General features: G+C 72.0%; 17 protein-coding genes and 2 pseudogenes. 11 read left to right on the forward strand and 8 right to left on the reverse strand.

The genetic code is table 11. From position 1 onward, the window contains the following. Window positions 1-187 precede the first annotated feature (187 nt). Window positions 188-1,207, forward strand: a complete 1,020-nt coding sequence (gene argF, locus MW084_RS17040) for an ornithine carbamoyltransferase (protein WP_010472725.1) — start codon at window positions 188-190, stop codon at window positions 1,205-1,207. A 184-nt stretch (window positions 1,208-1,391) separates the two neighbouring features. Then, entirely contained in the window at window positions 1,392-1,943 is a 552-nt protein-coding gene (locus MW084_RS17045) for an SUKH-4 family immunity protein (RefSeq protein WP_010472724.1), read from the forward strand. Between the two features lie 22 nt (window positions 1,944-1,965). Here the strand turns inward: MW084_RS17045 and MW084_RS17050 are convergent. After that, window positions 1,966-2,853, reverse strand: a pseudogene (locus MW084_RS17050) (IS701 family transposase); the annotation flags it as partial. Between the two features lie 174 nt (window positions 2,854-3,027). Between MW084_RS17050 and MW084_RS17055 the strand changes: the two are divergent. Together MW084_RS17055 and MW084_RS17060 are read left to right on the forward strand one after the other, a co-directional pair. Then, entirely contained in the window at window positions 3,028-3,498 is a 471-nt protein-coding gene (locus tag MW084_RS17055) for an RHS repeat-associated core domain-containing protein (RefSeq protein ID WP_078571904.1), read from the forward strand. A 65-nt stretch (window positions 3,499-3,563) separates the two neighbouring features. Next, entirely contained in the window at window positions 3,564-3,773 is a 210-nt protein-coding gene (locus tag MW084_RS17060) for a hypothetical protein (protein WP_078571902.1), read from the forward strand. Between the two features lie 441 nt (window positions 3,774-4,214). Here MW084_RS17060 and MW084_RS17065 read toward each other — a convergent pair whose 3' ends face one another. Next, entirely contained in the window at window positions 4,215-4,532 is a 318-nt protein-coding gene (locus MW084_RS17065) for a hypothetical protein (protein WP_275563664.1), read from the reverse strand. A gap of 329 nt (window positions 4,533-4,861) precedes the next feature. On the opposite strand from MW084_RS17065, the gene MW084_RS17070 reads away from it, so the two are divergent. Together MW084_RS17070 and MW084_RS17075 are read left to right on the forward strand one after the other, a co-directional pair. Continuing rightward, window positions 4,862-5,050, forward strand: a complete 189-nt coding sequence (locus tag MW084_RS17070) for a DUF4872 domain-containing protein (RefSeq protein ID WP_010472718.1) — start codon at window positions 4,862-4,864, stop codon at window positions 5,048-5,050. 505 nt (window positions 5,051-5,555) lie between these two features. Beyond that, window positions 5,556-6,026, forward strand: coding sequence for a DIP1984 family protein (locus MW084_RS17075; protein WP_010472717.1), 471 nt, complete (start codon window positions 5,556-5,558; stop codon window positions 6,024-6,026). A gap of 479 nt (window positions 6,027-6,505) precedes the next feature. Here the strand turns inward: MW084_RS17075 and MW084_RS17080 are convergent, their stop codons facing one another. Continuing rightward, window positions 6,506-7,498: a hypothetical protein gene (locus MW084_RS17080; protein WP_193789355.1), complete on the reverse strand. Its 993-nt coding sequence runs from the start codon at window positions 7,496-7,498 to the stop codon at window positions 6,506-6,508. Window positions 7,499-8,042: 544 nt separating this feature from the next. Between MW084_RS17080 and MW084_RS17085 the strand changes: the two genes are divergently transcribed. Beyond that, a complete protein-coding gene (locus MW084_RS17085) occupies window positions 8,043-9,698 on the forward strand; it encodes an N-6 DNA methylase (protein ID WP_029553647.1) in 1,656 nt (551 codons plus the stop codon). Window positions 9,699-9,925: 227 nt separating this feature from the next. Here MW084_RS17085 and MW084_RS17090 read toward each other — a convergent pair. The 3 genes and pseudogenes from MW084_RS17090 to MW084_RS17100 form a co-directional block, all read right to left on the reverse strand. Continuing rightward, window positions 9,926-12,621, reverse strand: a 2,696-nt coding sequence (locus MW084_RS17090; RefSeq protein WP_275563665.1) for a tetratricopeptide repeat protein, incomplete at its 5' end; no start/stop codon positions are given. Window position 12,622: 1 nt separating this feature from the next. Continuing rightward, window positions 12,623-13,012, reverse strand: a pseudogene (locus tag MW084_RS24350) (tetratricopeptide repeat protein); the annotation flags it as partial. A gap of 60 nt (window positions 13,013-13,072) precedes the next feature. After that, window positions 13,073-13,426, reverse strand: coding sequence for a hypothetical protein (locus tag MW084_RS17100; protein ID WP_308403869.1), 354 nt, complete (start codon window positions 13,424-13,426; stop codon window positions 13,073-13,075). 493 nt (window positions 13,427-13,919) lie between these two features. On the opposite strand from MW084_RS17100, the gene MW084_RS17105 reads away from it, so the two are divergent. Beyond that, window positions 13,920-15,278, forward strand: a complete 1,359-nt coding sequence (locus MW084_RS17105) for an alkaline phosphatase PhoX (RefSeq protein WP_010472710.1) — start codon at window positions 13,920-13,922, stop codon at window positions 15,276-15,278. 235 nt (window positions 15,279-15,513) lie between these two features. Here the strand turns inward: MW084_RS17105 and MW084_RS17110 are convergent, their stop codons facing one another. After that, entirely contained in the window at window positions 15,514-16,044 is a 531-nt protein-coding gene (locus MW084_RS17110) for a GNAT family N-acetyltransferase (RefSeq protein ID WP_010472709.1), read from the reverse strand. Between the two features lie 969 nt (window positions 16,045-17,013). On the opposite strand from MW084_RS17110, the gene MW084_RS17115 reads away from it, so the two are divergent. From MW084_RS17115 to MW084_RS17125, 3 genes are all read left to right on the forward strand, one after another. Continuing rightward, window positions 17,014-18,687, forward strand: a complete 1,674-nt coding sequence (locus MW084_RS17115; protein WP_255130619.1) for a S8 family peptidase — start codon at window positions 17,014-17,016, stop codon at window positions 18,685-18,687. Between the two features lie 758 nt (window positions 18,688-19,445). Continuing rightward, window positions 19,446-20,483 carry a trypsin-like serine peptidase gene (locus MW084_RS17120; protein WP_010474592.1) on the forward strand — a complete coding sequence of 346 codons (1,038 nt, stop codon included), beginning with the start codon at window positions 19,446-19,448 and terminating at the stop codon, window positions 20,481-20,483. 273 nt (window positions 20,484-20,756) lie between these two features. Continuing rightward, window positions 20,757-21,416 carry a hypothetical protein gene (locus MW084_RS17125; RefSeq protein ID WP_010474593.1) on the forward strand — a complete coding sequence of 220 codons (660 nt, stop codon included), beginning with the start codon at window positions 20,757-20,759 and terminating at the stop codon, window positions 21,414-21,416. On the opposite strand, the gene MW084_RS17130 is transcribed toward MW084_RS17125, so the two are convergent. Beyond that, a partial coding sequence (locus tag MW084_RS17130; RefSeq protein ID WP_275563666.1) for an ATP-binding protein occupies window positions 21,391-21,589 on the reverse strand: 199 nt, incomplete at its 5' end. The genes MW084_RS17125 and MW084_RS17130 overlap by 26 nt on opposite strands. Window positions 21,590-21,592: the final 3 nt, after the last annotated feature.

Below are 21,592 nucleotides of genomic sequence, written 5' to 3' on the forward strand. Positions count from 1 at the left end.
CCCCGGTACCACCCGCCGGCCCCTCGAACCCCGACCTCTCGGCCCCTCGGACCCCGGCTCACCAGCACAACGGCAGGCCCACCTCCCCGTGGGCCGCCCACACCCTTCCCGTATAGAAATGCTTAGAACCGTATAGAATTCCATTCCCGCCCGTCCGGCGCCCGCCCGCAGACCCACAGGAGCACCCATGGCCCCCGACCTCACCGGCCGCCACTTCCTCAAGGAACTGGACCTCACCACCGAGGAGTTCCGCGGCCTCATCGCTCTGGCCGCCCGCCTCAAGGCGGCCCGGAGGGCCGGTGCCGAGGTGCGGCTGCTGTGCGGCAGGAGCATCGCCCTGGTCTTCGAGAAGACCTCCACCCGCACCCGCTGCGCCTTCGAGGTCGCCGCCGCCCAGCAGGGCGCGTCGACCACGCACCTCGACCCCTCCGGTTCGCAGATGGGCCACAAGGAGTCCGTCAGGGACACCGCGCGCGTCCTGGGCCGGATGTTCGACGCCGTCGAGTACCGGGGCGCCGACCAGGAGACCGTCGAGGAGCTGGCCCGGTACGCGGGCGTCCCCGTCTACAACGGCCTCACCGACGACTGGCACCCCACCCAGATGCTCGCCGACGTGCTCACCGTCACCGAGCACACCGACAAGCCCCTGGACGAGGTGGCCTTCGCCTACCTCGGCGACGCTCGCAACAACATGGGCAACTCCTACCTCGTCACCGGCGCCCTCCTCGGCATGGACCTCCGCATCGTCGCCCCCCGCCCGTACTGGCCGGCCGAGGACGTCGTCATCCACGCCCGCAAGCTCGCCGCGGAGAGCGGCGCCCGCCTCACGCTCACCGAGGACGTCGCCGAGGGGGTCGCGGGCGCCGACTTCGTCGCCACCGACGTGTGGGTGTCCATGGGCGAGCCGCCGGAGGTCTGGGACGAGCGGATCGCCGCCCTCCGCCCGTACGCGGTGACGATGGACGTCCTGCGCGCCACCGGCAACCCGCGGGTGAGGTTCCTGCACTGCCTGCCCGCCTTCCACGACCTCGGCACCGCCGTCGGCCGCGAGATCCACGCGCGCCACGGCCTGACGGAGCTGGAGGTCACCGACGAGGTGTTCGAGTCGCCGCACTCGGTCGTCTTCGACGGCGCCGAGAACCGCCTCCACACCATCAAGGCCCTCCTGGTCGCCACCCTCGCCGGCCCCGACCTCCCCCGCCCCTGACATCGGGCCCGTCCCTGCCGCGCCCCCGAAGAGAGCCCCTGCCCCGGCCGGACCAAAGCCGCACCGGGTCCGCGACCAGGCAGGGCCCACCGTCGAGCCCCATCGCTCCTTCCGCCGATGCCGACGCCGAGGCGTTGAAGAAGGCGCACGGTCGTTAACCGCAGAACTCGGTGAGGTTCCATCCATGAGCCACTCCATCACTACGTCCGACATCATCCGCTTGTTCGGCCTTCAGGGCATCGTTCTGTTTCCCCGAGACAGGCACAGCGACCCTGCCATCGAGACACCCTCCATGCGTGTCCTCCGTGAAGTAGGTATCCCGCACGACGACTTGTTTCTTTCGCGCATGGACGTCAAAAATCCCAACCAAGACCCCCCACTTCTCGGTGGATCCCTTTCGTCTGTTGGGCGTCTGTGTCCGGAAGGAGCGGAAGCCTGGCCGGTCTTGGGCTACTTCCAGGACTCCCTCCTAGCCTTCGACACTTCCACCGGAAACGTCTACGCTTTTCCGGAAGGCACCAGTCGACACCTTCTCATGCACCGTAACGTCGAGTCCCTCGTCTACAGCCTCTGCGCCCTGCAGGAATATCACCTGGAATGCGATTCCTGCGAGGATGAGGAAGCGCTCGCCCTGCAGACGCGGTCCAAGATCGAGGCGTTCGATCCCACCCCCTTCGCAGACCCCGCCTCAGAGTGGAACATCATCTTTGAAGAAATCATGGAAGGAGCGTGGTAGCTCCTTGGCCGTGGTGATGTGAGTCGGCTGGCCGGTCGAGGGCTGCATCGGCGGCGACGGTGGCGAGGAAGGCCAGCGCGAGCATGGCGAGCGTGACGTGCCGGTGCCATGAGGTCCAGTTCCTCACCTGGTAATGGTCCAGGCCGACTTGGCCTTTGGCGGCCTGGAAGCACTCTTCGACGCTCCAGCGGCTGCCAGCCACGCGGACGAGTTCGGCCAGCGGCGCTGCGGTGAGTGACCAGCACAGGTAGAAGGCGAGTTCCCTCGTGGTGGGGTTGCGGCGGATCGGCAGGTGGCGGTGTTCGCCGGTACCGATATGGATCGAGGCCCAGTCGTAATAGTGCAGGTTCTTCGCGCCGGTGTCGGCGCTTTGCCGGTGCCAGGCAGCCTCGGGCAGGTGGTCGGCGACCGTGTCGGCGCGAATCGGTGTACGGCCGGAGTTGATCCGGACCCGGATAGAGCCGGCGACGGCCAGAACGTAGCCGGTTCCGCGGGCCTCCAGGGCGGCACGAAGCTGCGGGTCCTGTCCGTATGCCTCGTCGCCGGTCACCCACGGTGCTTCCACCCCGGCGTCCAGTACGGGGGCGATCATCTCCCAGGCCGGGCGGGGTTTGGTCGCGAAGTGCACCTCGTCGGGTGTCCCGGCCGCCTGGCGGCGCTCGGAATCGGTGCACCAGGAATATTCAGGCAGGTAGGGTCGGCGGTCGATCAGCGCCCGCCCCCGGCCGGTGGCGTAGGCGAGAAAGACACCGACCTGGCTGTTCTCGATGCGTCCGGCGGTGCCGGTGTACTGCCGCTGCACGCCCACCGAGGCCCGGCGCTTCTTCATGAAGCCGGTCTCGTCGACGATCAGCACGCCACCATCGCCGCCGAGGTGGTCGACAGCGTAAGCGCGGACTTCGTCGCGGACGGAGCTCTTTCAGCGTGGCCACTGATCGGGTGACAGGACCGGTCCCTGCAACGCACAAGGCTCCCATGTCGTTGGAGGAGGTGTTCTACGTCTCAACCCACCGGCGCGGGAGCCTCGTTGGTCGTCTGTCCTGCCGCACTCGACCTGCCTCACGCCCTGGTCGAGTGAGTCACCATGCTCATCGTCACCCGCGAGGGTGACCGCCAGCCGTACCGCTTCGCCGGCGCCTACCTCGACCCCACCGGCCTGTACAAGATGGGCGCCCGCTACTACGACCCCGCCCTCGGCCGCTTCACCCAACCCAACCCCTCCGGCCAGGAAACCAACCCCTACCCCTACGTCGAAGGCGACCCCGTCAACCGCACCGACCCCACGGGGCTTCTCAGCGTCGACGGTATAGCGAATGCTCTTGGTCCGGTCGGCGATCTGGTCACCGAGGGCATTCACTTGGCTGAAGGGGACACGAGGGCTTTGTGGGGCGATGTCGCAGGAGTCGTGGCGGGAAGCGCGGCGGGTGCTGTATGCGGTGCAGCGGTGGCAGCTACCGCTGCACCCACCCTCGGTGGCTCCCTCGGGGCTACGGCAGGTTGCTACGCCATTTCCTGGAGTGCGAGTCAAATAGCTTCAAACGCAGTCAGCGGTTGATGTCCCCGGATGGGCGGAAGGAGAGAATCTCCTTCCGCCCATCCCCTTCCTAAAAGGGAGAACTCATGCCTCGTGTCGGCTGGTCCATGGAACAGCGAGCAGCTGTGAAGCGGTACATCCAATTCGCCGGATTCTTCGCCGTGATCGGAATCCTTTTTTCGGCATTTCTGATCATTTCCGGAAATTCTGGCGGGTGGGCCTTGCTGGCAATCATCGCCTGCATCTGTCTCGTCGGATATTTCTTCATCCAAAAGGGAGAAGGAGGCAATCCTTGATGCAGTGAAAGGAGTCGCCTCCTTTCCCGCGACACCTTTCCGCTGACTGAGCCTCTTTCACCCTGTGCTGGCGGGTGAAATGGGCTGGTCAGTGGGTGTGGTGACGAGGCAGGGCCCCTCGTCGTTGGCGTGGTGATTCCACTCGTCACACCGGCGACCGAAGGGGCCCTGGTGGTTCCGTATCCTGCCATGCTCGACGGCTCACCAAGGTCTGTCCCGCAACTCCGCAGATCGTTCACCAATGTCTGATTCAGCCGATTGGCCGAGCCGCCTTTGAAACCGCGAGTAGAGACAGAACCGGACAAGGTCATGCGGCAGCTTTCCGTTGGCTCCTGAGTTCAGCCAGGGGCAGCCTTCAGATGAAACCGCGAGTAGAGACAGAACCGGACAAGGTCATGCGGCAGCTTTCCGTTGGCTCCTGAGTTCAGCCAGGGGCAGCCTTCAGACTGCGGCCTCGCCGTCGAGCTGCCAGTGCCAGGTCCCGCCTTGGCAGGTAAGGACTGTGCTGCCGTTCCTCACGTGCAGGACATCGTTCCTCTCGTCCCAAACCATCCGCAGCAGCTCGTCGTGTGAATCGCCGCGCAGCACTCGCTTCCAGAGCGGTTCTGCAGGGGCCCCGAGGGTTTCCACGTTGATGGAGCGCACAGCCTCCAAAACCAGGGACACTGGCCCGAGCGGCAGGTACGGTGCTGATGCGGACTCCGTGTACGCGTTGGAGAAAGCCAGCTCGAAGCGCAAAGAGCCGTCTGCGGGCAGCACCGACATACGGTAGCCCTCTGATTCGATGTCTATTTCCCCGATGCCAGGGAGCTCCCAGCCCGTGATCTCGTGGCGGAGCGGATCGAGTTCTGTGCCTAGGAGCGGAGTACAGCCTTTCCACATGGCCAACCTTTCGTTTCGAAGTCGATCGGGGGTGCGAAGCGGGTGCCTCGGCCCGCCTCGCACCCCCGAGTGTCACATCGGCTCACCCGTGACCGGTGTCCTTACAGAGAACGCCAGGCCCGCCAGATGTGCCGCAAGCCGGGTCGGTAGGCCCACTTCCCGTAGCGCTTTCCGCCTCGGTAGTACTGCACGTAGGGGAAGCCCATGTGCTTGTTCCTATAGCGGATGCGGGGTACACCGAGGCGGCCGCTTTGTGGACGGACATCGCGGCACTGGTCGGGAAGGTCGGTGAATCGGGCGAGACGCAGCCCCTCGTGCAAGCCGGCGCGGTCCTCGGCGATCTCTCGCGCATCGAACGCCAGGCCATGCGGGCGCTGAGCCGGCTGGAGGCGTGAGACGCCCGGCAGGCCGGCCTCGGTGGCCTTCAAAAGGCCGACTCTCATGGAAGATCGCCGGGCATGTCGCCGGGCATTTCGTCGGGCATGTCATCGAAGGGGCCCCGGAGCCTTCAGGAGCCCCTTCGAGGAAGCCGGCCGGTTCGGCAACCGGCCGCCTCCGTTTTCCGACCGTTTTTCGGATGTGAATGCGCCACTTGAGGGCACTCGGCCCGAACTCCTCCTCACCAGGCCCACCTTCCGGACCGGAACCCGCACCGGCTGCGCAGGGACGTCCACCGGCGGACGGAAGTTCGACCGCCGGCTCGACGCTCCCGACGCGGCCGACTGCCGCTTGGTACTGAAACCGCAGGATTCCCGTTCGTCTCCTTCCGTTGCGCCGTGAGCAGCGGCCCGCCCTCACCCCGGAGTGTCGGCAAGGCCCTCGCGAGCCGAAAACCGGATGCGGGTGAGCCGGTTCGCACTCGTATACTCGTGCGAACTCGTGGAGGGGGAGGCGGAGTCGGTGAAGCTTGCCGAGGCACTGGCGGAACGCGCGGAGGCGACGCGCCGCGTGGAGCAGCTGCGGGCGCGCATCGTCGGCAGTGCGCGGTACCAGGAGGGGGAGACACCCGCCGAGGACGCGGCCCGGTTGCTGGCCGAGACCGGTGAGGTGCTGGACGCCCTGGAGGCGTTGATCCGTCGGATCAACCGGACCAACGCCGCCGTGGAGATGGGCCCGGACGGCACGCTCACCGACGCCCTCGCACGGCGGGACGTCCTGCGGCTGCGTCACTCCGTGGTCACCGCGGCGGCGGACGCCGCGGCGGGCCAGGGCGAGCGAGGGTACGGGCGGCAGCTCAGGTCCGAGCTGGTGATGCTTTCCGCCCTCCCGGTCGCGGAACTGCGCGGCCAGGCGGATGCGCTGGCTCGGGAGATCCGGGAGATCGACGTGCGGATCCAGCGGGCGAACTGGGAGGCCGACCTGCTGGACTGAGCGGTCCGGCGGGCAGGAACGATGTGGAGCAGGTAGCGGCTTCGGAGGCGTGCACACACCGAGGGCCGGCGGTTTTCCGGCCCATGCCTGGCGCGTGAAGAGCAACGCGGGGTTCGACTCCCCACCGACAGCGCAGCTCAGCACCGCGTACAGGTGACGGTGCACATCGCACGGCACATCACCACGTGCAGATCCGGGGCGGCGAGGGCGGGTTCGGGGCTTTCCACATCGCGGCATCGGGAAACGACGGCCTCCGAAGGGGGCCGTTCGCGATTCCGGTGGCTTTCCCGCGTTCGGCTTTCCCGCATTCACCGGGAACGCGAATTCCGCGGAAGCCGAGCGGAGAAGAGGTCGCGTGCGCGTCCGGTGGCCGCCCGCCCGGCTTCCTCCGGTCCCGGGAGGCGTGCGCGTCCCGCGTGGCCGATGTGGGCGCCCCTCACTCGCCGCAGCGTGCAGGAACCGTGAGGCCGTCCCGCGGGTCAGCCGTGGTCCTCCCACTCCGCTCCGCAGAACCGTGCCTCGCTGATCGCGGCGTCGCCGGCTCTGGCGGCTCGTACGTACATGTGGAGACCGTCCGGTCCCAGATCTCCGCCGCAGCCGATGACCATGCCCGTTCCGTTCTCTTCGAGACGCCGGGTCAGAGCCGTGTCGACGGCGGAGACCGGCATGCCGATCAACCGAATGCCCTCGAACTCGACCTGCGGGCCGGTGCGGCCGTGGACGGTGACGGCGCCCAACTCGGGAAGCCGGCTGCGCCCGTAGGAGTAGTGTGCCGTCACACCGGTGGTGTCGAAGCGGTCGCCGTACAGGATCCACTCGCCGGGGCCCTCCCACGGCTCACCGAAGGGGTACCGGCCATGACGGGCGGCCGGCTCCTCGTCCAGCGAGGCCGCGACCTGGGACGGGTACATGCCGAACCGGAGCGGCCCGACACCCTCCAACGGTGTCCAATCCCAGCGCGGCCGGTCCCGCTCGGCCTTCACCTGCCACGTCCCCGCATCCGGCTCTTGCTCGGGAGCGCCTTGCCACTGGACGATCGGGTCGGCCCCGTGGGGGTCCGCGGCCGCCTCGGGGCCGACGATCAGGGCATTGGTGATCACCGCGTCCCCGCGTTGCACGTACCCCTCGGACGACAACCCCAGTTCCAAGGAGGCGCCCAGGGAGACCCCCCATGCCTCGACTTCGGGATCGCCGCTCCGGTTCACCCGCACCGAAGCCCCCTCCCGGCGGGCGAGGTCGTGGATGTCCGAGCGCACCTCGGACGGTACGCGGGCGATCAGCTCGATGTCGCGCAGCCGCACCAGAGGGCCGCCCATCGCGTCGATCGCCACCGCGAGCAGACCGGAATCCTCCCCGTACACCGCGGTCACGCCCCAGTCGCCGTAGCAGCCCCAACCGCTCCCGCTGCCCAGGCCCTGCGAAACGGAGGCGACCGCCCCGCCCAGAGCCGCCGCGACCTGGTCGGAACTCATCCCGAACCGCAGTGGTCCCACCCCGGCCAACGGCTCGAGCACCCACTCGGCCCGGGCCCCGGGCTCCCGGTTCCACCAAGGCATGCCCCCTTCAACGATCGCTCCGAACGCCCCCGGCACGTCCCGCCGGTGACCTCGTCGGCAACCCTGGGCGCGGCCTCTGACAGTGCGTCCGTCGGCGCCGTCCCTCGCAGGTGGGAGCGTGAGCGGGGCTGTTGAGCGAGCGGGCGTCCGTGGGGCTTCCGGGGAGTTCCGACAGCGGACGATCGACTCCGCGGACTGCCGCCCGCGACCCGCGTGGGCGTCCTGATCGTTGATCACGCCGGCCCCCGGTCCGCGTATCCGGGCCGGTGGGGGTTCCGCGCTCCGCGCCGCCCGGTCTCCCGCCCGCCGCCGGCTTGTGGCCCTGACCTCTCACCTTCCTCGCCCCCGGTCTCGCCCCGAGCGGAAGCATTCGTACACATGTGAGGGCGAAGTGAAGATGTTTACGTCGTCAACTTGTTTGCCTCTGGGGTGTGAATTCCGCCGCGTGTACGCTGAGATCATGACGGACAATGCCGCTTCGCCGGTCGGCCCGCTTGTCACCGGTTCCGAGATCGCCCGGCTGGCCGGGGTCACCCGGGCCGCTGTCTCCAACTGGCGCCGGCGTTACGACGACTTCCCCGCCCCGGCGGGGGGCGCCGCGAACAGTCCGCTGTACTCGCTCGCCGAGGTTCAGGCGTGGCTGGACGGGCAGCGCAAGGGCCAGGAGGTCTCGCCCGAGGTCGAACTGTGGCAGGCCATGCGGGCCGCGTACGGGGAGCGGATGGTCGCGGGCCTGGCGGAGGTCGCCGCCGCGCTGGCCGGGGAGCGCGAACCGGCGCTGCGGGACGACATCGCCGCCCGGCTGGAGAAGGTCACCCGAACCGAGAAGCCCGTCGACCTCGTCAACGGGCTGACCGAGCGCTTCGTGGACTCCGCGCGGCGCGCGGGGTCGGACCAGGTGACCTCCGAGCGCGTGGCGCGGGCCGTGCGCCACTTCGCCCCCGACCTGCCGGCCGGCGCCACGGTCCTCGACCCCGCCTGCGGGATCGGGACGCTGCTGCTGTCCGTCGCCGCCGAGGCGGGGGTGCGGTGCCGCGGCCAGGAGATCGACGCCGACAGCGCCCGCTTCGCGCAGCTCCGTGCCGCCCTCGCGGACCGGCCGGACGTGCGCGTCGCGGCGGGCGATTCCCTGCGCGCCGACGCCTGGCCGGACCTCCGGGCCGACCTGGTCGTCTGCGATCCCCCCGCGGGCGTGACCGACTGGGGGCGGGAGGAGTTGCTGCTCGACTCCCGCTGGGAGCTGGGCACCCCCTCCAAGGCCGAGGGGGAGCTCGCGTGGCTCCAGCACGCCTACGCGCACACCGCCCCCGGCGGCCGGGTCCTCATGGTCATGCCCGCCTCGGTCGCCTACCGCAAGGCGGGCCGCCGCATCCGGGCGGAGCTCGTCCGCCGCGGCATCGTGCGCCAGGTGGTCGCCCTGCCGCCGGGCACGGCGACCTCCCACGCCCTGCCCGTCCACCTCTGGTGCCTGCGCCGCCCCGAGGGCACCGGGAGCGCGGACGCCGGCCCCGCGGTGCGCATGGTCGACCTGACCGGCAACTGCCCCGACGGGAGCCTGGAACCGCGCCCCGACCAGGTCGCCGACGTACCGCTGATCGAGCTCCTCGACGACACCGTCGACCTGACCCCCGGCCTCCACCTGCGCACCCGGCACCGCGACTACCCCGGCGAGTACGCGGCCCTGCGCGAGGAGCTGGAGGAGCAGGTCCGCCGGCTCGCCGCGCTCCTGCCCGGGCTCGCGCCGGGCGGGGGACCGGGCTCGCTGGAGGGCGCCAGCACCAGCGTCGCGGACCTCGCCCGCGCCGGACTCGTCACGTACGAGGGGGCGGAACCGGTCTCGGCCAGCGAGCAGCTCGACACGGACTACCTCCGCGGCTTCCTGCGCAGCTCCGCCAACTCCCGCCGCTCCACCAGCCTCAGCGGCACCTTCCGCCTCGACGGCCGGGGCTCGCGCATCCCCCGCATGGGCATCGACGAGCAGCGCCGGTACGGCTCCGCCTTCCGCGCCCTGGCCGAGTTCGAGGAGGGGATGCGCAGGGTCGAGGAGCTGAGCCGGCAGCTCGCCGAGGTCGCCCGCGAGGGCCTCGCCACGGGCGCCCTGGCCCCGGAGGACTGAGCACCGCGCGCCCCGCCCGTCCGCCCGCGTCCGCCGCACCGGCCAGCGTGCCTCCGCTTCCGCGCTCGCGGTGCCTCCGTGCCGACCCGCAGCGGCTCCCCCCTTCCCTGCCCCAGTCCGGTGCGGGAGTTCCGCACCGGACTGGGGCGGGCGCCCGTCGCGGGGCCCGCGGCGGCCCGCGGCCCGGAGAGACCCCCACCGCCACCGCCCGACCCCGAGCGGGCTCCTCAACCGCCCGCCGCCTCCCGCCACTCGGCGAGGTTGCGGCGGGTGGCATGGACGTGGAGGTGGTCGGGGCCGTGCACCGCGATCATGATCTCCAGCAGTTCCGCGAGGGCGGCCGCGGCACCGGCAGGGTCCCCCGCACGCCCCCGCGAGGTGGCGAGGTTGTGCCGGGTGACGAGGCTCTCGGGGTGGCGGGGGCCCAGCACCCGGACGAAGTCCTCCAGCACGTCCTGCAGAGCGGCAGCGGCTCCGGCCGCGTCGCCCGCCTTCCCCCGCCAGGTGGCCAGGTTGCGCCGGGTGACGAGGGTCTGGGGGTGGTCGTGGCCGGACAGGCGCGCGCGGACCGCGAGGACCTTTTCGAGATCGGCCGCGGCCCCCTCCGGGTCCCCCGCCATGGCCCGCGCGTTGGCGAGCCTCTCGCGTGTGGTGAGGGTCTCGGGGTGCTCTGGGCCGAGCAGCCGCACCTCGTCCTCCAACACCTCCCGCAGGGCGGTGACGGCCCCGGCCGCGTCCCCCGCCTGGTCCTGCCACACGGCGATCTGGGTGCGGATCGCGAGGAGGTCCGGATGGTGGGGGCCGAGCGCGCGCAGCCGGTCCGCCAGGAGCTCCCGGTACGCGTCGACCGCCCCTGCCGCGTCGCCCGCCATGCCCCGCCAGTGGGCCAGGCGGTGACGGAGCTGGGGAACACCCGGATGGTCGGGGCCGAAAACCCGTACGGTGGTTCCCAGTAGCTCCCGGAAGGCGTCCGCGGCCCCTGCCGCGTCCCCCGCGTCCCCCCGGCAGTCGGCCAGTTGGTAGCGGACGGTGAGGGTCAGGTGGTCCTCGGGACCGCGCAGCCGTACGAGGTCGGAGAGCAGGTCCCGGAAGATCCGGACGGCCCCGGCCGCGTCCCCCATCCGCTCCCTGTTGAGCGCGAGGTACTGCCGGGTGGTGAGGGTGTGGGGGTGATCCGGGCCCAGGACCCGGCCCATCCTCTCCGCCACCTGCTCCAGCACGGCGGCGGCCTCGGCCGCCTCCCCCTCCTCGCCCTGCCACCGGGCGAGGGTGCCGAGGCAGAGGAGCGTACGGAAGTCGTCGGGCCCCAGCGCCTCGGCCATGTCCCGGACCAGCAGGGACAGCGCGGCGGGAGCCCCGTCGGTGTCCCCGGCGTTCATCCGCCAGAGGGCCAGGTTGTAGCGGACGGTCAGGGTGTGGGAATGGTCGGGGCCGAGCGACCGGCCCATCTCCTCCACCAGCGCCTCCAGATCGGCGACCGCGCCGGCCGCGTCCCCGTTCTCCCCCCGCCAGTAGGCGTGGTTCGCACGTGCCGTGAGGGTGGTGATGTCGGTCTCCCCCAGGAGGGAGGCCATGTCATCCCGTACCGCTTCCAGGTCGGCGGCGGCGCCGGTGGTGTCCCCCTCCCAGCCCCGCCACTGGGCGAGGTTCTGGCGGGCGATCAGGGTGTCCGGATGGTCACCGCCCAGGCGGCGCCGGACGGTGTCGACGAGGTGCCCGTAGTAGTCGGCGGCAGCGGTGACCTGCCCGATCGCCCCCAGGCTGTTGCCGGCGCGGAACAGCACCACGTGGGCGCCGTCGTCAGGCCGGCACAGCGCGTCCTCGGCGTGCTCGGCCAGGGCGAGGGTGCAGGCGCGCAGGTTCTGGACCAGCGGGGTGGCGCTCTCCACCTCGGGCCACGCGTCGCCCAGGGCGTCGGCGGCGGCACGGGCGAGGCGGTGCCGGTGCCCGGGGCCGAGGGTGTCGCGGGTGGCGCGCTGGACGAGTTGGTGGACCCGCACCTCCTGGTGCGGCGTGTCGGGGGTGTAGTCCACCAGGTGCAGGCGGTGCAGGGCCGCCAGGGCGAGCCGGGCGTCACGGGGGGAGACCGGCTCCGGTTCCCGCGCGGCACCCTGCCCGGCGGCGCCGGTGCGTTCCGAGGCCAGGTAGGCCAGGGCGGGAGCGGCGGTCAACGCCTCCCGGGGGATCCCGTGGGGGTCGAGCAGGGAGGTCAGGTGGAGCATGGGGCGGGCCAGGCCGGCCGGGCGCAGGGTGTCGGCGCGTTCGACGGATAGCGACCAGGCGGCGGCCAGCGGCAGGGACTGGTCGTCGGGCAGCGCGTCGGGAGCCGCGTCGGCGAGGGTGGCGGTGCGATCGGCCAGCAGGCCGCGGTAGGCGACCACGGTCTCCCTGGAGTCGGTGATGTAGGCGGCGGCCTGGGAGAGCGCCAGGGGCAGGTACCCCAGATCGGCGGCGAGCGCGGCCGTCTGGCCGGGCGGGGCGGTGCGGCCGTGCCCGGCCAGGCAGTCGGTGAGGTAGGCCGACGCCTCCCGGTCGGTGAACAGGCCGACCTCGATCGGCGGGCGGCCACCGAAGGCCAGGGCGGCGTCCCGGCGGCGGGTGGTGACCAGGACCCGTCCGTGCGGACCGGCCGGCGGCCACAGGCCGGACAGGTCCTCGGGGTCGGCCAGGTCGTCCAGGACGACCAGCCACCGGCACGGCCTGCCGCCGGCCCCGGGAGCGAGCCAGGCCAGGAAGGACTCGGCCGCCCTCTCCTGGTTGTTCGGATCGGCGCGGCACAGCTCGACGCCCGCCTGCGCGTACCGCTCCACGACGGCCTGCCGACTGCCGGCGGTGACCCACACCAGCACGTCCAGCTCCCCGTGTCCGTCGGCCTCCCCCCAGGCGGTACGGGCGTACCCGGCGGCCAGCTGGGTCTTGCCCANCCCGCCCATCCCGGTCAGCACCGCCGTCCCCCCGTCCGCGAACGCGGCCCGCAGCTGGTCCGCCTCGGCCCGGTGCTGGAAGGACCGCGACTCGCGCGGGACGGTGCCGACCCGGTGCGGCCACGGCATCGGCTCCTGGGGGCTGCGCTGCTCCACGCGCAGCGTGTCGACCCTCAGGTAGCCGGAGACGGCGATCCCGCCGTTGGCGGTCGCGGGGCCGGTACACGACACCTCCACCCGGGTGCCGGGGCCCCGGTTGTTCGCCGGCACCGGACCGCTGTGGCCGGTCACCGCCTTGCCGCCGCTCCGGGCGACGGCCTCCCCGGTGTCCGTCACGACCACCGCGTCCGGAGCCCCGTCCTCTTCCTGCCTCCGGCGCCACCACGCCATGTTCACCCGCCCCCTCGTCGTTCGTCCCGCATTCCCGGAGCCCCGCCCGTGGCGGGCCGGTCAGACGTCCTCGATCCCGCTCACCGCGCTGCTGCCGGCGCCGCGGGCGGTGGCAGCTCCGCTGTTCTCCACCCGCGTCGGACCCCGGCCCGCACGCCGGAGGAGTCCGGTGACCGAACGGGCCCCGTCCGTCGCCTCCGCCGGCCCGGATCCGGTCACCGTCGCCTCCGCCCGGTCTCCGCCGGGCTGGAACACCGCCCACACCAGAGCGGCGATCGCCACCGCCGCCTGCACGGACGCCCCGGCCATCTGCCCCGCGCCGGGGCCGTCCAGCAGCCACACCACCGGCGTGGACACCACCCCGGCCACCGCCAGCACCACCACCGCGACCTTCCAGCCCCGTGACACCCCCACCACCCCTTCGGCTCCCGGCCCGCCCTCCGGGCGCGGACCTCCCACCCGGAGGGTCATTGTCGCCCAACAACCTTGTCCGGTAAGGGGATTCGCACGGAAAGGGCCCACGGAACGTCCACCGGGACGATCGAACCGGGGGACTCCCGGTCTCGGGACGGGCGAGCGGCCGCCGCCCCGGCGTCCCGTCCGGCCCTTCACCCCACATGGCCCGGCGTCCCGCCCGGCGTCCCGGCGCCGCACGGCGTCCGTCCGCACGGCCCCGCCCGCGCACAGCCCCATCCCGCACGAGCCCCCGCCCCGCGCGTGGCGGGCTCCCCGATACGTCGTACCTCCGCCGAGGAGGGAGAGGGCGTCCGCCATTGGCTTGAACGGCCCCATGCATGGCCGAAAAGAGGTTCACCTAACGGTAACGTCCCGTTGGGGGAGGGATCGAACGGCTGCTCCTAGGGTGGCTCGCGCCGCCCCCCGGCCAGATGCACCGAGAGGACCCCCGATGACAGACGAGTCCGCCGCGACGCCGACCGGTTCCGGTTTCGCCCGGCGCTCCCTCCTGCGCGGCGCCGCCGTGGCCGCGGCCGCGTCCGTCCCGTTCCAGGCCCTCGCGGCGCGCACGGCGACGGCCGCGCCCGCCAAGCTGGAGTTCGACGCCGGGTACGGCCCGCTGCGCCCGGTCCGGGACCAGGCGACCGGCCTGGAGCTGCTGCAACTGCCGCGCGGCTTCGAGTACGTCTCCTACGGCTGGACCAACGACCCCATGGACGACGGGGTCCCCACCCCGGGCTCCCACGACGGCATGGCCGCCTTCCGGTACGGGGACCGGGTCCACCTCGTCCGCAACCACGAGCGCGGCGCCGGACCCGCCTTCACCGCCCCCGCCTACGACTCCGAGGCCGGCGGCGGCACCACCACCCTGGTCTTCGACCCGGACGCCGGGCAGTGGCTGGAGTCCTACGGCAGCCTCGGCGGCACCCTCCGCAACTGCGCCGGCGGCCCGACCCCGTGGAACACCTGGCTCACCTGCGAGGAGACCTTCTCCACGAACGCCGGCAAGCGCCACGGCTACATCTTCGAGGTGGCCTCGCAGGGCAAGGGCAACCCCGAGCCCTACAAGGCCATGGGCCGCTTCAACCACGAGGCCGTCGCCATCGACCCGGCGACCGGCTACGTCTACGAGACCGAGGACCGCGGCGACGCCTCGCTCTACCGGTTCGTCCCGGCGGTGCCCGGCGACCTGTCCAAGGGCGGGCGCCTCGAAGCCCTGCGCATCGGCGCCGGCAAGTACGACACCCGCGGCGACGGCGAGAAGGCGTACGGCACCGTCTCCTGGGTGCCCGTGGAGGACGCCGACCCGGCCGAGGACACCGTCCGCTTCCAGGCGCAGGCGAACGGCGCCGCGGTGTTCAGCCGCCTCGAAGGCGCCTGGTACGGCAACGACCGCATCTACGTGATCACGACCGACGGCGGCCCCGCCCGCCAGGGCCAGGTCTTCGAGCTGAACCCGGCGACGGACGAGTTCCGGGTGCTCTTCGCGTCCCCCGGCGCCGAGGTCCTCAACGCCCCGGACAACATGTGCGTCAGCCCGCGCGGCGGCCTGGTGCTGTGCGAGGACGGCGGCGGCACCGAGTACGTCCACGGGCTCACCACGGGCGGCGAGATCTTCCGCTTCGCCGCCAACAACGTGGACCTGCGGAACGGGACCGCCGGCAAGAAGGTCGCGGCGGCCGACCACCGGGGCTCCGAGTGGGCCGGTTCGGTCTTCGAGCCGAAGAACGGCAACTGGCTGTTCGTGAACATCCAGACCCCCGGCATCACCTTCGCGATCACCGGCCCCTGGGCCCGCGGCGCCCTCTGACCTGTCCGCCGGGCCCGTCCGCCGGGTTCGTCCGCCCGTGGCGGTGCGCGGCACCGGGTGTACGGGGCCCGGCGCCGGGTGTACGGGGTCCGACGTACGGGGTGGGGCGCGCGGCGCCGGGTGTACGGGGCCCGGCGTACGGGCCGCCGGGCCGGGACCGGGGGACGGTCCGGCGGCTTCGGGCGGAGGCGGGCGGGACGCGGGGTTTCCCGCGTTCACGCGGCCTGCCGCCCCGTCAGCGCTCCCGGACCATGACCGTGAGTTCCGGGGATCCGGGGGACGGCCGGCTGCTGCCGATGCTGCGGTAGCCCCAGCGTTCGTACAGGCGGAGGACTTTCCCCTCTCCTGCCGCCGGGTTCACCATGAGGGTCGCGTACGGCTCCTCCCGGTGGGAGAGAAGGGCTTCGTGCAGCTTCAGGGCGGCGCCGGTGCCGCGCCACGGAGGCCGTACGCCGATCTCCTTGAGCGCCACGGCCGGCCGCTCCGTGTACCCCTTGGGCGGCGGAGGAGAGACCCGGCGCCACCACCTGTCCCCGTCGAGGATCGTGTTCGCGTACACGTAGCCGATCGGTTCCCCCGAGTCGTACCCGATCACCGCTTCCCACCCGGCTTCACCGGCGTGCCGGTCGAGCCGTTCCGTGAAGGCGTCGACGGTGTAGTTCGGCAGATGCAGCAGCTCCGCGCGCACGTCGGCGTATACGCTCAGCAGTGTCGCGCGTACGGGCCCCAGGTCGTTGTGGTGCCGGATGCCGATGGTCGTGGTCATGGGTTGCTCCTCCGTGTGTCCCGCGTGTCCCGCACGTACTGCTCCCAGGTCCTGGCCGTGGTGCTTGCTGGCGCGGCGGCCCGCAACCGTGAGCCGATCCCGCTGAGCATGCCCGCGACACGGGGGTGCTGAAGAGCCGCGTCACCGATGAGGTCCCGGCGCACGCGGGGCGGTTCGACGTGAGGCCCGGCGCCCGCCGGGCAGTGTGTACGCCTCGCGCGGTGCTGCCGGGAGCCGGAGGCCGGGACGCTCCTCGGCCGTCGTGAGGTCCGCTTCCGGCGGTCCGTCAGCCTTGCGGCGGGGCGCGACCGTCCGGCGCTCCGCGAAGCCCCGGACGAACTTCCGGACGAGGTCCCAGGCGAGACCCCGGCCCACGTCCCGGCCCAAGTCCCGGCCTGAGTCCCGGACGAAGCCCCGGACGAAGCCCCGCACGGAGCCCCGCTCGAAGCCCCGCGCGAAGCCTCCGGGCCGGGTCCCGGGCGGCCCGCACGTCGTCGCGGGGCGTCGTCGGCGGGCTCGCGGACCGGGTCGCGGACCGGGTCCCGGGCCGGGTCTGCGGGCCGACCCTCGTCCTCCTGCAAGGGGTTTCCCCGTATCAGCATCGTCCGCGGGCCGCCTAGTGTCTGCCCACCGGACGTTCTCGGGCAGCACGGCCGAGGGGCTCGCGGTTCCGCCTCCTCCAGCGGGTCCACGAATCCATCAACCTGACAGGTTCATGCTCTTGACAGGGCGCCGGCCGTGACCGGAGGACGTCGCACGACGCTGTGCGGTCCCGCACTTCCCCCACCACCGAGTGCTTCCGAAGGGAACCCTGTGATCAGTGCCAACGGACGAAGGCTGATATCCCTGGCCGCCGCGTGTGCCACCATCGCCACCACCGCCGCCTTCTCCTCTGTGGCCGTCGCCGCTCCGACCGAGCCGGCCGCCCCCGCCGTCACCGCGCACGACCCGCTCGCCGCGCCCCCGCAGATGCCGGCCGAGCGCATCGTCGTCGGCTACAAGGCGAAGACCCAGGAAGCCGGTTCGAACAAGGCCGCCGCGACCGACGCCACCGGGAAGGCCCGGGCCGCGGGCGAGAAGCTCACCTTCGAGCGCAGGACCGGGACCGGCGGCGCCGTCTTCCACCTCGGCGGCAAGCGCTCCAAGGCGGAAGTGGACGACCTGATCGCCGAGTTCAAGGCGGACCCCGACGTCGCCTACGCCGAGGCGGAGACCTTCGCCTACGCGATGTCCACCCCCAACGACACGGACTACGCCAAGCAGTGGGACCTCTTCGAGCCCACCGGCGGCATGAACGTCCCGGCGGCCTGGGGCCGCACCACCGGCACCGGCGTGACCGTCGCCGTGCTGGACACCGGCTACGTGGCCCACTCGGACCTCGCCGCCAACATCGTCCCCGGCTACGACTTCATCTCCGACGCGGCCCGCGCCCGTGACGGCGGCGGCCGCGACGCCAACGCCGCCGACGAGGGCGACTGGAGCGCCGCCGGCGAGTGCGGTACCGACTCCAAGGCGAGCACCTCCTCCTGGCACGGCACGCACGTCGCCGGCACGATCGGCGCCGTCGCCAACAACACCAAGGGCGTCGTGGGCCTCGCCTATGGCGCGAAGGTCCAGCCGGTGCGCGTGCTCGGCAAGTGCGGCGGCAGCTCCATCGACATCGCCGACGCCATCACCTGGGCGTCCGGCGGCACCGTCGCCGGCGTGCCCGCCAACCCCACCCCGGCCAAGGTCATCAACATGAGCCTGGGCGGTGCGAGCCTGTGCTCCAGCGTCTACCAGAACGCCATCGACGGCGCCGTCGCCCGCGGCACCTCCGTGGTCGTCTCGGCCGGCAACAGCAACAAGAACGCCGCGCTGTTCACCCCGGCGGGCTGCGGCAAGGTGATCACCGTGGCCGCCACCAACCGCACCGGTGACCGCGCCTTCTACTCCAACTGGGGCGAGGTCATCGACATCTCCGCCCCCGGTGGCGAGACGCGCCGCGCCACCGACACCCCGGGCACCGTCACCACGCCCGAGAACGGCATCCTCTCCACGGTGAACGCCGGCACCAGCGTCCCGGCCGCCGAGTCGTACAAGCCGTACCAGGGCACCAGCATGGCCGCGCCCCACATCGCCGGCCTCGTCGCGCTGATGGCCGCCGCGAAGCCCGGCATCACCCCGGCGCAGGTCGAGACCGCGCTCTGGGACAACGCCCGCCCGCTGCCCGGCTCCTGCCCCGAGGGCTGCGGCCCCGGCATCGCCGACGCGGCGCGCACGGTCGCGGCGGTCGCCGGCGGCACCGACACCGGCACCAACGTGTACACCAGCACCACCAAGTACGCCCTGCCCGACAACTCGACGACCGGGGTCACCTCCTCCATCAGCGTCACCGGCCGCACCGGTGCCGCCCCGGCGGCCCTCAAGGTCGGCGTGGACATCACCCACACCTACCGCGGCGACGTGGTCATCGAGCTGATCGCCCCCGACGGCACCGTCCGCCAGCTCAAGGGCACCAGCTACGACAGCACCGACAACCTCAAGACGACCTACACGGTCGACGCCTCCTCCGAGCAGGCGAACGGCACCTGGAAGCTGCGCGTCAGCGACCGGATGGCGGGGGACACCGGCACGCTCAACGGCTGGAGCCTGACCTTCTGATCACGCCGAAGGCCCACCGGCGGCCGGCCCGCGCCGAACCGGCACCATGGCGGCCCGGTGCGGGCGGCCGGGGCCACGGCCCGCGAACCGCGCGGCCGGACGGGAGCACCCCTCCCGCCCGGCCGCGCTGTCCTTTTCCGGCGCGGACGCCGCCCGGCCCCGTCACGACGGACCCCGCCGCACCGACGCCCCCCGATCCGGTTCCGGTCGCGCACCGCAGGCGCGACGGCCGGACCTCCCGGCCGCCGGGCGAGAATCCCGCACCAGGGCCCGCTTTCCACCCGTACAAAAATCAATATTAACCGCGCGAAAATGTGGAACACATTTGACGGCCGACCCGCCTGGAGAATGTTTCAGGAATTCCGGGAGAGGGGTGCGGAATCGCGGGGGCGGGCGTAGCCTGGGGGACAGCAGTCGGGGCTGCGGCGACCACGCCTCCTCGTGCGTGACGAAGGGCATCCCCTGGTCATGTCCCCAGTCGTGGTGCAGCCGATCAGGACCTGTCGCCTCCGGTCCGAACCCAGCGAGCGCGTCCCGCCACGGGATGCCCGGAAGTCACCACCGGTCCCGGCTTCGTGACCTCGACGGGGTTGTCGGAAAAGGCGATCAGGGCCGCGGCCGAGGTGTTCCGCCCGATCGTTCGACCGCACCGCGCGGGACGCCGTCCGGCCCACGGGTCGGCGCGCTGCTGCGTCACACGAAGAAGAAAGAACATGAGTGAGTATGCGTCGGCTTCCCAAGAATATCTGAGCTCCTGGATGACGTTGGAAGAATTCGCGGACGCGGCGCCGATACCCGCAGCGGAGTCCGAACCTTCCGACATCGGGGAACTCCTCGCGGGGCAGCGGGGCCCGTACGTCAGGTCGGACGCCGAGCCGAGTCTGGACTTCGGGGTCGAGGAAGTCCCCGGGGTGCCCGGAATGTGGCAGATAATCGACAACCCGGGCGGCGAGGAGATCCTGACGGCGATACCCGGCGGAGAGCGGACCGAGCTCGAACCGACGGGCGGCGAGAGCGACGGGAACGCCATCGACGGCACCCAGGGCTACCGGCCGCCGTGGGTGCCGCACGAGTTCGTTCCCCGGCTCACGCCGTTCCGGACGGCCGAGCACCCGAGCCGGGTCTACATGGAACCGAGGGCCTCGGAGGCGGAAAGGCTCACGTACCCGTGGCGGACGAACGGCCTGGTCCTCGCGAACGGCAGGCCCGCCGGAAGCGGCGTGCTGGTGGGACCGAACCTGATGCTGACCGCGAGCCACGTCGCACCGTGGGACGCGAACCCCTGGAGCATGGAGTTCATACCAGGCTTCCGCCAGGGTGAGCGTCCCCCCTTCGGGAGTTCGTTCGTCTCGCAGTTCCGGGGATTTCGCGTACCGGCAGGAGAGGCGACCGGCTACGACTACGTCATCTGCCGGCTCTACACCCCGCTCGGCCGAGGGCTCGGCTGGATGGGGTCCGTGGCGTTCGGAAGCGAGAACGAGTACTACAGGAGGCGCTACAACTCCACGGGTTACCCCTCTTCCTTCCAGGGCCGACCCGCGGTGGAGTTCAACATGTCCATCGTCGACATAGACAACGACGACCCGGGACTCGAGCTGGAGTTCTCGCGGGACGTCTACCAGCTGGGCCCCGGATGGTCCGGAGGGCCGCTGTGGCTGCCCAACGAAGGCCCCCTCGTCGCCGGCACCGTGACCGGACAGGAGAAGGACGTCTTCGACCCCACGAGGTTCGTCATCTCCGCCGGCTTCGGCATGACCAACCTGGTGAAGTTCGGCCTCGCGAACTGGCCCGTCTGATCTGCCTGGCCCGTCCGGCCCGTCTGACCCGTCCGGCCCGTCCGGCCCGTCCGGCCCGCCCGGCGGGGGCGGCCTCCCCGCCGGTGCCGGTCGCGGCGGGTTTCCGGAGCCGCCCGGGGTACCGGGGCTCCCGCGGAGGTGCGTCTCGCCGCACCGTCCGTCGGACCACGCCCGGGGGCTCCGCCACCCCGCCGCCACCCGGCCGTCGAGCGGTCCGCGGCCGACCGGTGCCGCCGGGGCGGTGGTCCGGCGGTGTCCACTAGCGTCGGCGGCATGACGGGACCTGACGAGACGTACGACCCGACCCGGCACCCCGACCTGCTCGGGTGGCTGGGCGAACGCCGGGACGCCCACGAGGAGTGGGCCGGACGGACCGGCTTCGCGGACGCGCTGGACTTCACCCCGGCCTCCCTGGGCATCGTGGACCGCCTGGTACGGGCAGCCGCGAGCAGCATGGAGGAGATCACCGACCGGCGGATGACGCCCTTCGTCCAGGGCGCGGTCTGGTACGTCGGGGAGGTGTTCCGCCGCCACCGGAGGATGGTGTGGAAGTACGTCCCCGACATCGTCAGCGGGGAGCTCGAACCGTTCTTCGGCGCGGCCGGGGAGACCTCCGCGCTCGATCACCCCTGCGTCGGCGCCCCCGACGACCCGGAGAGCCGCCTGTACCCGCTGAACATGCTCCGCCGGATCCTCCTCACCGAGGACGAACTCGGCGACCCGGTCGAGGAGACGCTGCCGTCGATCTTCGCCGACCCGTTCGCCGACCCCTTCGACGAGGACGAGGACGAGGAAGGAGAGGAGGGTGACGGCGACGAGGCGGAGGACGGTGAGGAGGGCGACGGCGACGAGGGAGGGGAAGGCGGGGACGGCGGAGGTGGTGGAGGGGAGCCGGGGCCGTACGCGGTCAGGCCCCGGCGGCCGGGGAGGTGAGGACCGCGCGGACGGTCTTGCCGCTGGGCGGGTGGGGCACGCAGTCCCAGCGGTCGGCGAGGGCCGCGACGAGCGCCAGCCCGCGCCCACCGGAGCGGAGCGCGTCCGGAGGGAGCGCACTCGGCGGAAACGCCCCCGGAGGGAGCGGGCCGGGGCGGAGCGGGTCGGGGTGGNCC

The organism is Streptomyces sudanensis, assembly GCF_023614315.1.
GTDB lineage: Bacteria > Actinomycetota > Actinomycetes > Streptomycetales > Streptomycetaceae > Streptomyces > Streptomyces sudanensis.

What these genes read in the sequence shown, in the direction of transcription:
- argF (WP_010472725.1), top strand. Translation starts at nt 188, where the DNA reads ATGGCCCCCGACCTCACCGGCCGCCACTTCCTCAAGGAACTGGACCTC.
- MW084_RS17045 (WP_010472724.1), top strand. Translation starts at nt 1,392, where the DNA reads ATGAGCCACTCCATCACTACGTCCGACATCATCCGCTTGTTCGGCCTT.
- MW084_RS17055 (WP_078571904.1), top strand. Translation starts at nt 3,028, where the DNA reads ATGCTCATCGTCACCCGCGAGGGTGACCGCCAGCCGTACCGCTTCGCC.
- MW084_RS17060 (WP_078571902.1), top strand. Translation starts at nt 3,564, where the DNA reads ATGCCTCGTGTCGGCTGGTCCATGGAACAGCGAGCAGCTGTGAAGCGG.
- MW084_RS17080 (WP_193789355.1), bottom strand. Translation starts at nt 7,498, where the DNA reads ATGAGTTCCGACCAGGTCGCGGCGGCTCTGGGCGGGGCGGTCGCCTCC.
- MW084_RS17085 (WP_029553647.1), top strand. Translation starts at nt 8,043, where the DNA reads ATGACGGACAATGCCGCTTCGCCGGTCGGCCCGCTTGTCACCGGTTCC.
- MW084_RS17105 (WP_010472710.1), top strand. Translation starts at nt 13,920, where the DNA reads ATGACAGACGAGTCCGCCGCGACGCCGACCGGTTCCGGTTTCGCCCGG.
- MW084_RS17110 (WP_010472709.1), bottom strand. Translation starts at nt 16,044, where the DNA reads ATGACCACGACCATCGGCATCCGGCACCACAACGACCTGGGGCCCGTA.
- MW084_RS17115 (WP_255130619.1), top strand. Translation starts at nt 17,014, where the DNA reads ATGCCGGCCGAGCGCATCGTCGTCGGCTACAAGGCGAAGACCCAGGAA.
- MW084_RS17120 (WP_010474592.1), top strand. Translation starts at nt 19,446, where the DNA reads ATGACGTTGGAAGAATTCGCGGACGCGGCGCCGATACCCGCAGCGGAG.
- MW084_RS17125 (WP_010474593.1), top strand. Translation starts at nt 20,757, where the DNA reads ATGACGGGACCTGACGAGACGTACGACCCGACCCGGCACCCCGACCTG.